Here is a 15484-nt window from a genome sequence, read left to right on the forward strand (position 1 = left end):
CGCGGCGTCGCGTAGCCGGGCAGGTAGCCCATGATCGCGTGCTGAAGTTCCTGGGCTTCCCAGACGGACACCCTCCAATGTTCTGCGTTGGGGATCATGTCGCACATGGTTTGGCGACACGCCCGGTAGCAGTGTGACCTGTGGAAACGCGTCCCAATCGGCGCAAATTCTGATCATGGGGCCCCTGTGGGCCCCTTCTGAGTCATGCAATTCGATCATGAACATTAGCTGGTCGCTGGCCTTGCCTTGATCTTGGGTTGCGATCGGAGATGGTGAGATCAGCTGTCTAGCCAGGCGTCATCCGCAAGTCCCTGGATGTCGCGGCTGTGGGGCATGAGGTCATCGCAACCCGCTGATTAAGAGTCCTCGGTGGACTCTGACGGAGGTGTCGGTCGATGTCGTCGAGTGCCGTTTCCGCACCTCAAGTACAAGGTGCCGAATCCGCCTCTGGTGCGCGGTGTCAGTCTGTGTCGCCGCAGGTCAGGCTTCTCGGGCCCGTCCCAGGCTCGCAGTCAGGGATTTTGCAGGACGTGGCTCGTGCGGTGACGGTGATCATCGCGGCGGTCGTGGGGCTGACGTTCCTCTTCGGGTTCGGCTGGCGGGCCTGCGGTGGGTTGATCAACGATGTTGAACCTTGGCAGCGTGATGCGCAGGTCAGGCTGTTGAGCCGAGTTTCGGCACCCCACGCGCACGCCAGTCTGTGCGGCAAGGTCGGCTCGACGAGGCGGTTGACCACCTCCTCATCCTGTTGGCTGATTACACCCGCATCCTCGGGGCGGAACACGGCACTACGTTCGCGACCCGGTCCAGCTCGCGAAGGCGCGCCACGACAACGACAACCGAGTCGCGGCGACCACCGAGCTGGCCGAGAACCTGGACGAACAGCTGCACATCTGGCCCCGAGGACAGCGCCAACGTCGAGCACAACCGCCAACTTCTGGCGAAGTAGCGCGCGGCGCGCTGAGTAGGTACGGGCAGGCGAGAGGACCGGCATGTGCGCTGTGGTTGGTAGTCCACAGCTGGCGCGCGGTGAGGAAAGAGCGACTGGCTTGGGCCGCTGAGGGCGAGTGATCCCCTGTCGGCTAGCGCCCATTTCTTCCGCCCGCACGTTATTTCCCGCCCGCGGTCGCTAGTTCGGCTGCGCACAGAGTGGACATAATAGTGACAAGTCGGGTAGTGGCATTTCTCTGGGGGCGTGCACGAGGTAATATGAAGAATCGCCAATTTGTTGCCTTTGGCATTGCCATTATCGGGTTGATCTGGCGACGGTGACCGCGTAGGGGTAAATGATCGAGTAGAGCAGGCGGGTAATGAGCATTGAGCTGGCAGAGAACCGACTGAGGGACGGGCACGTGGCAGTTGGCAGCCTTGAAGTTCTCATGGAGAACTATGAGCGCGATGGTTTCGTTGTGGTCGACGGCCTGCTGCCAGATGCAGTAGTTGAACAGGCCCAGTACGGCGTCAAGCGGCATCATGCCGGCGAACGTGACGTCGAGTTACCCAGTGGCCTCGGCTACCTGGACTGGCGACCTGGGGATCCACCGGGTATCCGAATCAACGACTACGTGTCCCTGCAGAACGAAGACGTCCGTGGCCTCGTGACGTATCCACCGATCGCCGCCATGGCGGCGATCCTCAGCCGCTCGCCGAGCATCCGTCTCTTCCACGACCAGATCATCTACAAGGACCATGTCGCTAATCCCGCAAAGGTCGACGCCAACGTGGTCGGCTTCCACACGGACCGGGCCTACTGGCAGACCTGCAGCTCCAACGAGATGCTAACCGCCTGGGTACCTCTAACGCCGGTCTCAGAGGTCACCGGCGCGCTGTCGTTCGTGCGGGGCAGTCACCGGTGGCCGGGCAATGACAATCTCGCCAACTTCTTCGCTCAGAGACACGGTGTCTCCCTGAGTCAAATCGCGGTACCCGACGGAGTCGAGCCTGAGGTCGTGACGCTCGAGCTCACACCCGGACAAATGAGTTTTCACCACTGCCGGACGGTCCACGGCAGCGCTCCGAACCGCTCCGCGGGGCCTCGTTGCGCGATCACCGTGCACTTCCAGGACGAGACCAACGAGTATGTCCCGCCACCGGCGGGACGACACTCCGTCCACGTCAACGACCTGCTGTGCAAGCGGCGAGGCGACGGTAATCCAGACTACTCCGACTCTTTCGTGTCGCCCGAGCTGTTCGCCGGCTCTCCAGCTGACGCCGAGCGAGTGTTGGAAGCGGGTCCTTCATGACGCCTCAGGGCCGTTCCGTACTCGACACTATCCGGCGATGCTCGAGAGCTACGCCCGCAAGTCCGCCGTTCTTCATCCGACGGTCGAAGCTGCCGTGGCGGGGCAGTGGCGAAGTGAGCGTGCCTCTTAGCGGCCAGCCATCGGCCACGATGCTTGCTGCTGCGTGCCTCGGCGTCCTGAGCCAGCGCGAGGGTCGCCTCGGCTCGGACCGACCCACTATCCGCATGGGGCTGCTCCGTGCCGCTGCAAGCGCGGTCGTCACCGTTCCGGTCGTGGTGGATGCGCCCGGCGATGTCTCGTGCAGGGAGTGGCTCGACACGGTCGCGACGGCTGTCGATGAGGCCGATAAGGCTTTCGGGCATCTTGCGCCCGACGAAATCGAGCTCCTGATCGGGCAGGAGCGCGATGGTGGCCGCCGTACCCTGTTCTCCGTCCTTGTCGCCGATGAGAGCATCGAGCCGGTAGGACGGACACTGGACAACGACGTCACCGTAGACACCGTCAACGGCTCGCTGCACGTCCTCTTCGACGACCGCCTTTTCGACCGGTCCGTCATTGATGAGTGGACCGCCGACGTAGCCTTTCTGTTCGAAGCCTTGGGACGCGGGCAGGAAATCGTCAGCCATGTGCTGAACGACGCAGTCACCGCCCGTACGGCCAATGTCGCACGAGCAAGGCTCTACGCCCCTCCGAGTGTGGCCGAGTCGGTCGCGGCCGCGGTCATCCGAGATCCCGATGCGCCCGCAGTCGTCACTGCAGACGCCACCGTCACCTACGGCCAGTTCCGCGACCGATACCTCGCCATCGCCCGAACCCTGGTGGCCGAGCGCGTCAAGCTGGGCGACCGGGTGGGATTGTTCGTCGCGGCCGGACCAACCTACGTTGCGAGCCTCGTCGCGACGCTCCACGTCGGCGCCGTTCCCGTCCCTCTCGACGCACAGAGCCCAACCCGTCGACTGGGGCAAGCAGCAACGGCTGCGAACTTCCGTGTGCTTCTCGCGAACCAGCCGAGGCTGGCGGAGGCCAAGCGGATCTGCGCGCTGGTGCCGCAGAACCGGACGCGCGTTGTCGAGATCAGCGACGACGAGGCACCGCGGCACGAGGCCACCTTGGGAGGTGACGTGCCGGTCGCCGTTGCCCCCGAGGCTTCCGGCTACATCCTTTTCACCTCCGGAAGCACCGGTATCCCCAAGGGAGTCGTCCAGACTCGACGGACCCTCGACTCGGTCGTCGACTGGCAGGTGCAACGGTCTGGAGCTGGGACGCGGCCGCGGACACTCCAGCGCAGCGCCCTGTCGTTCGACGTCGCTCTCCAGGAGATCTTGTCCACGCTGGCCGACGGTGGAACCCTGCTAGTCCCGGCAGACGGCCAGCGTCAGGACCTGCAACACACAGCGTCGGTGATCCAGCGCTGGAAGGTCGAGCGGGTCTTCATACCTCCCTCGGGCCTGCATGCGCTGTTGGCGGCCGTGGACGCCTCCCTGCTGTCGTCGCTTCGCGAGGTCGTCTGTGCAGGCGAACCCCTCGTCATCACCGCCTCGGTCAGACGTGTCTTCCGAGAGATTGATGCGAGGCTCGACAACCAATACGGGCCTACTGAGACGCATGTGTGCACGGCCGAATTCGTCGAAGGCGATCCGTTCACATGGCCGGACCATCCCTCGATCGGCGCACCGGTCCCAGGAGACACAGCCAGGGTCGTGAGCGTGGACGGTCATCGACTTCCCGTCGGGACACCGGGCGAGCTAGTGATCTCCGGCCAGACGGTGGCTTGTGGCTACCTCCACGGCGAGGACCCGAAGTTTGTTCGCGAAACCGGCGAAGACGGGATCTCCGTCATCCGGTCTTACCGGACCGGTGACATCGTCAAAGAGCGTCCTGACGGGACCTTCGAGTTCCTGCTCCGCGGCGACGAGCAGGTGAAGGTGCGCGGCTACCGCGTAGAGCTGGGAGAGGTCGAGGCTGCCGCGCTCGCGACCGGGCGTGTGACGGAGGTCGTTGCCTTCCCGCTCGGCAAAGGCTCCACCGTTGAGCGGCTGGGACTCGCGGTGGTCCCCACGGCGGGTGCCGACGATCTGGACCGAGGTGCGCTTCTGCGCGAGATGGCCGACCGGCTGCCGCCGTACATGATGCCGCGACCAGCAGAGATCGTGGTCCGGGAGCGCCTTGAGTCAACGTCGTCCGGCAAGGCGGACCGGCGACTCGTCGCCGAGTTCGCCGAGAGTCAGTTCCGCGCCCAGGTAAGCGATTCCGGGGACGCCGAGCAGATGGTGCGCTCCTTGTGGTGCCGGTGTCTTGGAGTCGACGAGTTCGACGAGGACGCCACTTTCGTCGCACTCGGCGGAGACTCGCTCGCGGCCGTTGATCTGGCTGCCTCGTTGCAGGACGCCGTGGGAGTCACTATCTCCTTGCGAGAGCTCCTCGCGGGAACCACCCTCCGGCACCTGCAGGCCCAGGTGGGAGGTGCGCATACAGCCACAGGCACCAGCCTGGATGCCCCAGAGAAGCAAATCGAGTTTGCCTCGGCGTCCGTCACACTGCCGAGGTTCGGCACCATCAGATGCGTCTCCTCGGCGGAGGCCAAACATCTCTACCTTGATGTGGTGGCCTCGAGGAACTACGAGCAGTTCGGCATCGCCGATGAGCCATTGAAGACCGTGCTCGACGTGGGGGCCAACATCGGTGTTTTCGCGCTCGCTGTGCTTGACCGACATCCACGCGCACGGGTGATTGCTCTGGAACCACACCCCGCGTTCGCCGAGGCACTCAGAGCCAACCTCGGAGACCGAGCCCACGTCATCGAGGCTGCTGCGGCCGCCAGTCGCGGCGAGGCCACCCTTTACATGTACGACCAGATGCCTGCCATGTCGTCTTTACAGCCCGAGCCCGACTACGACTACGGCCTGATGGCGACGTTAATCGACAACCAGCTTTCCCGCGTCGGCGCGGCCGTGTTTGGAAGTCCGGCATCTGTGGCGGCGGCCCGCGAGATCTCTCGATCACAGGCGGTCAGGACCGTACGTTTGTCGGACGTGCTGTCGGAGTACGGGTGGGACAGGGTCAGCCTGGTCAAGGTCGACGTGCAGCACGGCGAGGAGGACGTGCTCGCAGGGCTCGATGACGCCGATTGGGCGCGTGTTGACCGCGTTGTGGTGGAGGTCCAAGACCGAGGTACGCAGCTGGCAGAGCTGCAGCGGCTCCTCCAATCCCGAGGATTCGAGACGGCTGTCCACACAGACCCCGTTCTCCACGCTGGCAGCGCCGTCCGTTTCCTCTACGGATGGGTTGCCAGCCGTTTCGAATACGAGGCCTCATGAACGACCACGATCCACACTCGAGAGGGTTACCTGGCGATGAGGATGTCGCGTGGTTCGCGAAGCACGGCTGGTGGGTTTCCTCCGTCGTCCTAACCGAAGATGAGTTGGAGACCCTCTCCTACGGCATCGACCGCTTCTACGCGCGCGACCTGGACGTCCGACTGCCTGCGGTACCCCCTGGCGACTCGGAGCCCGACCCGACAGCCACGCGGTCGCTCCAGAACGACTACGTCAGCCTGCAGGTGGACGAGCTACGCGAATTTGTCACGACTCCGACCCTGGGACAGATGGCCAGCACGCTCGGTCAGCATGCCGGCGTGCGGATCTTCCACGACCAGCTGATCTCGAAAGCGCCCGGTCCCGGGCTTGTCGGGTGGCACACCGATCGCAGCTATTGGCTGAGCTGCTCATCCGAGGACATGCTCACGGTCTGGGTGCCGCTGCAAGAGGTCGACGCCAGCAACGGCGCCCTTCAGGTCGTGGATGGAAGCCACCTGATGGACATCGACCACAACACCCTCCGCGGATTCCACGCATCCGCGCCGGAGGAGCAGACCTCGTCATGGCCGGTCGGGGCGGTGCGCACGCTACGGGTCAGGCGGGGCCAGGTCTCGGTCCACCATGCTCGGACGGTCCACGGCAGCGGACCCAACCACACCGTGAACCCCCGAGTTGCGCTCGCGATCCACCTTCAGCCCGACGAGAACCACTACGTGCCACCGCCTTGCGGGGCACCCGCTTTGCACTTCAATGATGTTCTCTGTCGTCGAGGTGCTGACGGAACCCCCGACTACCGTGACCCCTACGTCTGCCCGAGTGTCTGGCCCAGCACTCGAACGTCTGGTTCTTGAGCCGATGACCGTGCGCCCGTCACCGCACCAAATCCGACTACTAGTCGCTCAGCACGTCGACCCCGGCTCATCTGCGCTCAACCACGCGGTGCTGCTCCGACCTCGTTCGATGGCGGCCGCCGGTGCCCTGCGGACAGCCGTGCCCTCCATGGCGGCAGCACACGACAACCTGCGGTATCGCTTTCGTCGAGGCGGACCCGACGGCTGGGTTGCGGTCGACGGACCACCTGCGGCTGCGATCACCAACACGGTCCAACTGTCGGAGACCGATCTTCCACACCGTACGCGGTGCGAGCTGGACCGCCCTTTCGACCTCTCGGTCGAGGCGCCGCTGCGCATCGCGTGGTGGACGGGTCCGTGGGGACATGTCTGCCAGTTAACCTTCCACCACGTCGCGACCGACGCTCGTACGCTTGAGCTGCTGCTCGACGACCTTCGAAGCCGGTGCGCGGAGCCCAAGACCGCCCCCGGACGGCCACCTTCAGCGAGCTACTTCGACCTGGCTGCCGAGACCTGGAGGGCAGCCAACGACGTTCGACGTAAGCAACGTCTGCGCGACTACGCCGGCGAGGTGGGTGCGGTCGACCTCAGTCCACTGCTTCCCGTCGGGCCCGGTCGTGGCGTTAGTGCGACGTCCGTCTGGCAGGTCCCGGGCGACGTGGCCGACGCCGCACGGCGAGTAGCGATCGAGGTCGAGAGCACGCCGTTCGTGGTGTGGCTGACGGCATGGTCGAGAGCCGTCGCGACCCTGCTCGACCGCTGGGAGCTTCCGATCTCGGTCCCCATGTCGACGCGGCGTAGCCGCACCGAGTTGGGGACTGCCGGGTTCTTCGTAAACTCGGTGGTCCTACCAATCCAGATGATCCCCGACGAACCACTGGTGAGGTCGGCGGCACGGACTCGAGACTTGGTCCTCGACGGTCTGGAGCGACGCGACTTACCACTGCACGAACTGGCTAGCGAGCTCGACCTAGAAGTCCGAGGGTTGTCTAACCCGCTGGTCGCCGTGTCCAGCCAGCTCCTGCCGGTGGCGATGCAAGCCATCGAACTCCCTGCGTCGCACATCGACCTGGAGTACCTCGAATCGACCGAGCCGCGTTATCAGATGTCGTTCGAGGTTCGAGACGACGGAAGGTCCCAACAGGGGCGGGTCACCGTCGACGCCCGCAGTCTTGACACAGAGCGGCTACCGGTGCTGCAGCGGCTCATCGAGGCGGAGCTGGTCCCCTCGAGATCCCGGACGTCGGCTGTCGAAGCCGTCGCGGCGTCCAAGCCGTGCGCTGCCAAGGCTGGGCCGCGGTCGCTGGTCGAGCCCATCGAGCAGTGGTTTCGTATTCACCCAGGCGCGCCCGCCCTGGAGTGGAATGGCGGCCGCTGGTCGCGTGCGGAGCTTGCCATCGCCGTCCACGAGGTCGTCGCGACGATGGAGAGTGCAGGAATAGTTCCCCGTGGCACCGTCGTCGTGGATGTTCCGCGCGGCCCCCACTTCGTAGCAGCGCTGCTCGCCGTGCTGTCCGCAGACATGGTGCCGGTCATGAGCCGACGGACAGCCGGGCTGGACGTAGACGGAGAGCTGGCCGACCAGGTCGGCGCGGTGCTCAAGCTGGCCGCTGACAATCGCGGTGTCGTAGCCACCGCTCGAGGGTGCCTACGGGATCCGACGACGTCGGAATCACCTCTCTCTGAGGACACCGCCTACGTCACCTTCACGTCGGGCTCGACCGGCCGCCCCAAAGGTGTGCCTGCACCCTTAGCCGGGGTGCTCGCTTACCTCGACTGGGTCGAGGTGGTCACCCAGCTCTCGACTGATGACCGCTGCCTCCAACTGGCCTCGCCTGGGTTCGATGCGCTGGTCCGCGACATGATCGCGCCGTTGCGTGCTGGCGCGACGTTAGTGCTACTGCCTGACGAGCAACGCCTTAGTGGACCCGCCCTCCACTCAGCCGTCCTCGACGGGAACATCTCCGCAATCTTGGCCATGACTCCACCTCAGCTCCGCCGCCTGGTGTCGACAATGCGTGGTCTGCAGCCCGTCTCGCACCTCCGACTCGTGTGCGTGGCCGGTGAGCCCCTCTTCTGTTCGGACCTGCTCGGTTCTGAGCGAGCGCTCCCCGCGTGTCGCTTCTTCAACCTCTACGGGCCGACTGAGACCACCATGACCGTCACCTATCTGGCCGTGAGCGAGTCGTTTTCCTCGCATGAGCGACTGCCCGTCGGGCGGCCGATACCTGGGTCCACGGTCCATGTCGTCGATTCCCGAGGGGTGGAGGTGCCGAGCGGATGCACAGGCGAGGTCGTCATCGCTGGCCCGGGAGTCGCGGGCGGCTATGTAGGGACGCACCGTCCGGAGACGAGCCCGTTCGCGCGTCGGCAGGTCGGCGGTCGGCTGAACTGGACCTATGCCACGGGCGACCGTGGCTATCTGCTCGATGACGAGACCGGACTCCGCCTGCTCGGTCGGGTTGACTCAGAGTGGAAGGTCAACGGGGAGCGAGTCAACCTGGAAGCGATCGAGGCGGCCATCCGCAGCCATCCTGGCGTTTTCGACGCAGTGGTCCACCTCGATGAGCTCGGAGGCCTCCCCTTGGTCGTCGGCACTGTCGCCTTCCACGAGAACCCCATCAGCCTCAAAGAGCTCCAGTGCTTCTTGGAGAACAAGGTGCCGCCGGCGGGGATTCCACGCCGGCTGCTCATAGGCCCGGTGGCGCGCCTCCTGAACGGCAAGATTGACCGCAGCGTCCGTCCTGAACCGCTCGTGGTCTCCCACGTCAGCGAGGTCGAGGTCGCAGCCCGACGTGACGTGACCGAGGCGATTCGACAGGTGCTCGGGTCTGTGCCGGAGGATCCGACGCAGTCGCTGTTCAATTTCGGGCTGGACTCCCTCCAGGCCATCGAGCTACTTGAACGTTTGAGTCTCCTGTCCACGGGGGGCGCCGCAGCCACGAGATTCTTCGACTCCCCGAGAATGGCTACGCTGGAGGAGCTCGTCGGCCGATCCGATCGCGAAGCGAAAAATGCCACTCACGGAGTCGGACACCTCGGTCTCTCATGGCTCACCGCCGAGGTCGACCGCGAAGCTCCTGCGGCACTCGTCTGCTTCCCCCATGCCGGTGGCGACGCTCCGACCTTCACCCCTGTGGCGACAGCGCTCGCCGGGAGAATGAACGTCGCCGTCGCACGCCGGCCCTCGCCTGACGACCGGCCTGGGACCGTCGCCGCTTGGTTGGACGCCTACGTCCACGCCACCACCCGTCAGCTGGGCGAGATCGACGGACCTGTTGTCCTGTGTGGCTATAGCGTCGGCTTCATTATCGCCTGTCTCGCGGTTCGGGCACTCGAGATCGAGCGCATGCAGCCCGTGACGGGCCTCGTCGGGATCAACCCGAGCATCTCGGGCAGGGACACAGTCGATCTTGTTGCCGCGTCGGCGGCGACCCCCGGCGTGGGGAGTGACGCGTCGTACTCCGAGTTCGAGCTGGCGCGCCGACTCGAGGCGGACCTCGCCCTCCGTCAGATCGTGCCTGTATCGAGCGGAGTACTTCCGCCGGTACTGCTGATGCAGACCCCCGAGGATCGCCGGCGGTTCGACGCGGACCCGAACCTTCTGCCGCGCTTCGCCGCGGTCGAACGTCTCGAGCTGTACGGCGAGCACGTTCTGACAAAGTACGAGATGACGAGGGTCGGGACATTCATACGAGAACGGGCCGACCGCTGGAATGAGACCTGACCTCGGCGAGGGGTGGCGCGCGGTCCGCGCGCTTGTCGCGCCCACTCCTCTCGTCCACCTGTCGGATCCGGACATCTGGATAAAGGACGAACGCCAGCTGCCGACCGGATCGTTCAAGCTTCGCGGAGCTGCTGTCTGGGTCGCTGGCACGTCGTCTGACGGCCCAGTGGTCACCGCTAGCTCAGGGAATCATGCGGCCGCGCTGGCGTGGGTCCTCGCTCGGAAGAACGACACTCGACGACTTGTTGTCGTTGTCACAACTACCGCCGATCGCACGAAGGTGCGAAAGCTCGCTGAGGCAAGAAACGTCGAAGTAGTCGTGATCGACGGAGATAACGCGGCTCGGGACATTGCGGCGCGAAGGCTGGCGGCGGATCGGGGCGGTTCCTACTGTTCGTCCCACGACGATCCATTTGTGATCGTTGGCCAGTCGACTGTGGGGTTGGAGATCTTGGAGGCACGACCTGATATCTCCACCATCGTCGTACCTGTAGGCGGTGGCGGCCTCTTCGCTGGCACGATTCACGCTGCGGATACCAGGCCTAATGTCCATGTCTTTGGAGCCGAGCCGACAGGTGCCAACGCAATGGCACTCTCGCTTGCTCGTGGGCGACGGATCCAGTTGGCGTCGACGTCCACCCGATGCGACGCACTAAGAGCCACCACCCCAGGGCGACTTTGCTGGTCCATCGCGCAAGGCTCGGGAGCCACAGTGATCGAGGTCTCCGACGGTGACGCGGAAGACGCTCAGCGCCTGCTTGCGGATAGGCTCGGGCCGGTCGAGCTTTCCGCGGCCGTCTCGGTAGCGGCTGCGGTCCGCGCGAACCTCTCCGGGGCCGCGTGCGTGGTGACTGGCGCACTGCCCGCTCAGGATCGTTGAAGAAGATCGCGTCTCCGACGACGCCTATGCAGCAGCGGCCCCCAGCGACCTCAAGAGTTGCTGGAGTGGTCGTCAGCGCTTTGCGTCCGAGCGCACAGACGTATAGGACCCGTGTCGGACATGATGGTTATCGCCGGATGCGGCGCCTCAGGAGGTACGCGGCTGGTCAGGGAGGTCCCGGGCGTTCTTGGTCGGGCCGATCAGCAAGATCAGCACCGAAAGGGCCAGGATGCCGGTCATGACCCACATCGTGGTCCGGATGCCGAGAGACGTGGCAAGGGCTCCCGCGGAGAGTGCTCCGAACGGGATCGTGCCGTAGTTGAGGAACTGCATGGTGACTGTCACGCGGCCCATGAGCTCAGGAGGGCAGTAGTTCTGCCGGAAGCTGCTCCTGATCACGTTGCCGCTGACGACGCCGGCGTTGACCATCAGGCCGCCGATGACGGTGAATGCGATTAGCGGACCGCTAGTGGCCAGCGGCATTAGCAGCCCGAACGGCATCGTGGCCATGACGCACACGAGTGAGCCACGGCCTGTGCCGAACCGCCTTGTCACCTTGCCGGCGATAAGCGCTCCAAGAACGCCGCCGACGCTCGTGCCAGCGACGATCGCTCCGGTGATGCCGGTTGCCACGCCTACTTCGCGAACGAGGAAGGCCACGAACATCGAGGCCAATCCGGCGGTCGCGAGGTTGCAGATGGCGCCATACAAGGTGAACACGCGCAGGTAGGGGTCGGACACGACGAATCGCTTTCCGTCCGCGATCTCCCGGTACAGCGAACGGTGACTCGTTGCCGCGGCGGGCGCGGAGTTCTCGCGGTATTTGATCTTCGTAAGGCAGATCAAGGACGTTGCGTAGCCGGCGACGTCGGCGAGAATGCCGGTGACCGGACCGAAGAGTTGTGCGATGAGACCGCCAACGCCCGGTCCCGCCACCTGCGCGGCGGCTGTTGTGCCTTGGAGTTTGGCGTTGGCTTCTTGCCGTTGATCTTTTTTCAGCAGGGATGGCAAGTAGGCGCTGCTCGCTGTTTCGAAGAAGACTGTCGTGGTGCCGACCAGCAGAATCGCGACCAGAAGATGAATGATCGTGAGCTGAGAGAGGAATGCGGCCAACGGGATGCTGAGGAGGCTCAGCATGGCGATCGCAGTGGCCAGCAGCATCACCGGTCGACGGGGCAGGCGGTCCACCCACGCTCCGGCAGGCAGTCCGATGATCAACCAGGGAAGCCAGGAGGCGGCGTGGAGAATGCCGAGCAACAGTGGCGGCGCATCCAAAGTGGACACAGCGACCAGAGGGACGGCCACGGTCGACACGCTGCTGCCGAACCGGCTGGCGGTTTGTCCGAACCAGAGCAGGCGGAAGTCGTGATGTTGGAGCAGGTTGCCCTGCCGGTGGATGGTTCCGTGCTCGGTCCTCACGGTCGTGCTCGCCCCCAAAGTACACGCCAGGAGACCGGTCGAGAGTCTCAAATGGCCTGATCTGGTCAACTGCGGAACAACTGTGCCATGAGGGGCTCAGGTGGCCTCCCCGAGGTGAGGGCCTTCGTTCGCATGTGAATTCAACATAGCGATCGTGGACTTGGTTGAACACTGCTACGCTGCCGTTCGTCCGGGCCCAGGGCGGCCCGCCGAATGGGGAGGCTCAGTCGTGGAAGAACTGGTGGAGAGGGTTAAGGCCCTCCGCGAGCAGGCGAATCTGGCCGAGGTTTTCGATTCGAAGTCGACCGGTGAGATGGCTTGCTGCTCATCGACCGTTCCTGGCATGTGACTTTCGCTCGATGAACTCCGCCCCTGTTGGGGCGTTCGTGGCGAAGGCGGCGTGCTGCAGGTCAGCGCGCCGCTTTTTCTTTAGACGCGACGATCGAGCTTCAGATGCCTCTCGCAGGCGAGTTGGAGCCTGTCGGAGCTGAATTTCTCGGGTGGAAGTGCTGTGGCTGTTCACGTGTTCGCCGGACCCACGCTGCCCGGCGCGGCAGTGCTTGAGGTTGTTCCCCATGCCCTCGTGCACCCGCCTGTGGCGTACGGGGATCTACTGCGGATCCCATTCGCCTCGAGCGATGTCGTTGTGATCGTCGATGGCTACTACCACCAGTCGGCGGCCGTTCGTCACAAGGAGATCCTGGCCTTGCTCGACGCCGACGTGAGGGTGGTGGGTTGTTCCAGCATGGGTGCGCTGCGCGCTGCGGAACTCGATGTGTACGGCATGGTTGGCAACGGCTATGTGTACGAGATGTTCCGCGACCGCGCTGTGGACGCAGATGACGAGGTCGCGGTCGCACACACGCCGGCGCCGGAGTACAGAAAGCTGAGCGAGCCGCTCGTTGCCATCCGTTACGTTGTCACGCGCGCCGTCCGGGAAGGCCTTGTCTCGTCAACGGACGGGAATGCCGTCGTCGCACTCGCGCGGCAACTTCCTTACACAGCAAGGAGCTGGCGTGCGCTGGGTGCGTTGATATCACGCGACGTAGCTGAGTTGAGTGCCGCGTTCGCGCGAATAGAAGCATTCAAGATTGCCGGCGGTGCCGACTTCGACGTCAAAGCTATTGACGCGCTGGACACCTTGAGCAGGTTGGACGAGCTCATTTCATTTGTTGGTGTCAAAGCGAGCCCGTGTAGCAACGGAGACACGGAGAACGTCTATGTCCGCGAATGGCGCGCGGACTGTTCGGGCACTGTGATCGATGGCGTCCATGTCGGCAACGGCGATGTCCTGAGATTCCAGCAGATCTACCTGGCGGACTTCCCTCGGCGGTGGGAAGCGTTCGCGTTGGAGCGGATCGCCCAGTCATCGGAAGAGGACGACCCGGCGGCACCGGTCGAAGACCGGGCAGTCGCGGCGGCGGAGGTGAGCGGGTTGACCTACGAGACGCTCACGGCAGGTCAACGGGCCGAGTGGTTGACGGCGGAGGAACAGTCCGCGGCCGCTGTACACGAGCAGATGGTCAAGGTGCTCCGCAGGTCATACCGTTCGCAGAGTCCCGCGCACGATCTGATGGCGGCCAATCCCGATCTGGTGAAGGACGCCGACGCCCAGAAGGCCGTGGCCGAGGCGACTCTGATCAACCGGGAGGTCGCGACGTGGGGCGCGACCCACAGCATCGACCACTTGAAGCCTGACGTCCTGCGCAACCACCTCGCAGGTGTCTGGAGAGTGTCACCTGTTGACGAGGAGTTGCTCGCCGCGGCCCGCGATCGGGGTCTGAGGTCGTTGGACGAGGCGATACGTGCGGTGCGGCCGTTCTACCTGCGTGCCCACTTCAACGCGGCCAATGACCCCACCCCCGGAGGGCGGGCAGTATGAGCGCACGAGAAGCCGCACTTGAGCTGGGGCCTCACGACGACAAGGTGTTCCTCGACGGCACCCACCGAATCCGGCGTCCGGAGGACACCTGGCGGATCATCGAACCGCACCTCCGGGACTTCGGCATCACGCGCGTCGCGGACGTGACCGGACTCGACACGCTCGGCATCCCGGTCACCATGGCGGTGCGGCCACGGGCGAAGAGCCTGAGCGTGTCGCAGGGCAAAGGGCAAACCTTGCTGCTCGCCCGTGTATCAGCGGCCATGGAGTCGATCGAGCTCTGGCACGCGGAGCACGTCAAGCTCGACAGATGTCACGTCAACGCGCCATCCCGTGCCGTCGACCTGCCGTATCGGATCGAGGACCTCGTGACTGCCACCGGAGGGCTGGCCAGCGACCTGATGCCGCTCGACTGGGTGGCCGCGACGGGCATGATCAGCGGGCTGAGGATTCCCGTGCCGGACGAGCTCGTGCGCTGGTCCACCGATCGTGGGTGGCGTCCTCGTGGCCTCGAGTGGAGCACCAACGGCCTTGCCTCGGGCAATTCGGTGCAAGAAGCCGCACTTCACGCCCTCTTCGAGATCGTGGAGCGCGACGCGATCAGCCGCAACGGCGAGCCCGGTGAGCTGACCTACGTCGATCCAGCCTCCGTGGACGACGAGCTGTGTTCGCGGTTGATCGAGAAGGTGCGGGCCGCCGATGCCCGCGTCGACCTCAGCCATCTGCCGAGTCGTTTCGGGGTGCCGTGCTTCGGCGCTCGCATCTGGAGCCCGGACTTCCCCGTCATGAGCCTCGGATGGGGAGCCCACCCGGCGCCGGAGATCGCGCTGTCCCGGGCGATCACTGAGGCGGCGCAGAGCAGGCTGGGCGGTATCGCCGGCACGCGCGACGACCTGCCGGCCATCTACGACACCGTCAAGCTCGGCAACGAGGAGCCTCCGCCTCCGGCCGTTGTGGTGGCCTGGCAGGATCTTCCTGACGTGCCGAGGAGAAAGTTCACAGGCGTCAAGGCAGAGCTCGACTGGATCTCGTGCGAGGTCACGAACGTGATCGGACGCGAACCGCTGCTCGTCGACCTCACGACCATCGACGAGATCGCGGTCGTCAAGGTGATCGTGCCGGGAGTCTCCCTGAACCTTGCACGCGTTCACCCAGGAGCCTGACC

8 protein-coding genes are annotated in these 15484 nt (G+C 64.8%); 7 read left to right on the forward strand and 1 reads right to left on the reverse strand.

What is annotated here, in order from left to right:
- Window positions 1–1310: 1310 nt before the first annotated feature.
- The 5 genes from ACH413_RS43820 (at window position 1311) to ACH413_RS43840 (ending at window position 11018) form a co-directional block, all read left to right on the forward strand.
- Window positions 1311–2243: a phytanoyl-CoA dioxygenase family protein gene (locus ACH413_RS43820; protein ID WP_360047582.1), complete on the forward strand. Its 933-nt coding sequence runs from the start codon at window positions 1311–1313 to the stop codon at window positions 2241–2243.
- 224 nt (window positions 2244–2467) lie between these two features.
- A complete protein-coding gene (locus ACH413_RS43825) occupies window positions 2468–5560 on the forward strand; it encodes an FkbM family methyltransferase (RefSeq protein ID WP_360047584.1) in 3093 nt (1030 codons plus the stop codon).
- Window positions 5557–6411 (forward strand): phytanoyl-CoA dioxygenase family protein, encoded by an 855-nt coding sequence (locus ACH413_RS43830; RefSeq protein ID WP_360047585.1) that lies wholly within the window; start codon window positions 5557–5559, stop codon window positions 6409–6411. The genes ACH413_RS43825 and ACH413_RS43830 overlap by 4 nt, the downstream gene beginning before the upstream one ends.
- 4 nt (window positions 6412–6415) lie before the next feature.
- Entirely contained in the window at window positions 6416–10138 is a 3723-nt protein-coding gene (locus tag ACH413_RS43835) for an AMP-binding protein (RefSeq protein ID WP_360047587.1), read from the forward strand.
- Window positions 10128–11018 carry a pyridoxal-phosphate dependent enzyme gene (locus ACH413_RS43840; RefSeq protein WP_360047588.1) on the forward strand — a complete coding sequence of 297 codons (891 nt, stop codon included), beginning with the start codon at window positions 10128–10130 and terminating at the stop codon, window positions 11016–11018. Before ACH413_RS43835 ends, ACH413_RS43840 begins: the two co-directional genes overlap by 11 nt.
- A 147-nt stretch (window positions 11019–11165) precedes the next feature.
- On the opposite strand, the gene ACH413_RS43845 is transcribed toward ACH413_RS43840, so the two are convergent.
- Window positions 11166–12437, reverse strand: coding sequence for an MFS transporter (locus ACH413_RS43845; protein WP_360047590.1), 1272 nt, complete (start codon window positions 12435–12437; stop codon window positions 11166–11168).
- A 511-nt stretch (window positions 12438–12948) separates the two neighbouring features.
- On the opposite strand from ACH413_RS43845, the gene ACH413_RS43850 reads away from it, so the two are divergent.
- Window positions 12949–14319: a TfuA-like protein gene (locus ACH413_RS43850; RefSeq protein ID WP_360047592.1), complete on the forward strand. Its 1371-nt coding sequence runs from the start codon at window positions 12949–12951 to the stop codon at window positions 14317–14319.
- On the forward strand, window positions 14316–15482 hold the full coding sequence (locus tag ACH413_RS43855) for a YcaO-like family protein (protein WP_360047594.1): 1167 nt from the start codon (window positions 14316–14318) through the stop codon (window positions 15480–15482). Before ACH413_RS43850 ends, ACH413_RS43855 begins: the two co-directional genes overlap by 4 nt.
- Window positions 15483–15484 lie beyond the last annotated feature (2 nt).

The sequence above is a fragment of the Lentzea sp. NPDC020367 genome (genome assembly GCF_044387305.1).
Lineage (GTDB): Bacteria > Actinomycetota > Actinomycetes > Mycobacteriales > Pseudonocardiaceae > Lentzea.